Origin of the sequence: Pseudomonas sp. SIMBA_067, from assembly GCF_046534675.1 — a bacterium.
Taxonomy (GTDB): Bacteria; Pseudomonadota; Gammaproteobacteria; order Pseudomonadales; family Pseudomonadaceae; genus Aquipseudomonas; species Aquipseudomonas putida.
The window spans coordinates 1-1,092 of the sequence record NZ_JAWRYH010000033.1 but is presented as its reverse complement, the minus strand read 5'-3'; the positions used below and the strand labels follow the sequence as shown (position 1 = coordinate 1,092).

At 54.1% G+C, this 1,092-nt stretch carries 2 pseudogenes; both read left to right on the top strand.

Annotation, left to right across the window (positions count from 1 at the left end):
• Nucleotides 1-262: 262 nt before the first annotated feature.
• Nucleotides 263-547 (top strand): annotated as a pseudogene (locus SB765_RS27910) (MFS transporter); the annotation flags it as partial.
• Nucleotides 548-626: 79 nt separating this feature from the next.
• Nucleotides 627-1,092, top strand: a pseudogene (gene lacI / locus SB765_RS27905) (DNA-binding transcriptional repressor LacI); the annotation flags it as partial.

The window sequence follows — 1,092 nt, the reverse complement described above, 5'->3', positions numbered from 1 at the left end:
TTAGACGGCAGAAAGCGAATAACTGCCTGACCATTACCTGCATTATCCAGTTTCAGTTTCCATTCGCCTTTATCTTCTGAGCTAAAGCCTTTATTACCATTCAGTTTTGCCATCTGTGCTGCCAGTTCTGCGGTTGATTTACGTTTAAACATATGTATGTCTCCTTCTTAAAGTTAAACAAAATTATTTCTAGAGGGGAATTGTTATCCGCTCACAATTCCCCTATAGTGAGTCGTATTAATTTCGCGGGATCGAGATCTCGATCCTCTACGCCGGACGCATCGTGGCCGGCATCACCGGCGCCACAGGTGCGGTTGCTGGCGCCTATATCGCCGACATCACCGATGGGGAAGATCGGGCTCGCCACTTCGGGCTCATGAGCGCTTGTTTCGGCGTGGGTATGGTGGCAGGCCCCGTGGCCGGGGGACTGTTGGGCGCCATCTCCTTGCATGCACCATTCCTTGCGGCGGCGGTGCTCAACGGCCTCAACCTACTACTGGGCTGCTTCCTAATGCAGGAGTCGCATAAGGGAGAGCGTCGAGATCCCGGACACCATCGAATGGCGCAAAACCTTTCGCGGTATGGCATGATAGCGCCCGGAAGAGAGTCAATTCAGGGTGGTGAATGTGAAACCAGTAACGTTATACGATGTCGCAGAGTATGCCGGTGTCTCTTATCAGACCGTTTCCCGCGTGGTGAACCAGGCCAGCCACGTTTCTGCGAAAACGCGGGAAAAAGTGGAAGCGGCGATGGCGGAGCTGAATTACATTCCCAACCGCGTGGCACAACAACTGGCGGGCAAACAGTCGTTGCTGATTGGCGTTGCCACCTCCAGTCTGGCCCTGCACGCGCCGTCGCAAATTGTCGCGGCGATTAAATCTCGCGCCGATCAACTGGGTGCCAGCGTGGTGGTGTCGATGGTAGAACGAAGCGGCGTCGAAGCCTGTAAAGCGGCGGTGCACAATCTTCTCGCGCAACGCGTCAGTGGGCTGATCATTAACTATCCGCTGGATGACCAGGATTCCATTGCTGTGGAAGCTGCCTGCACTAATGTTCCGGCGTTATTTCTTGATGTCTCTGACCAGACACCCA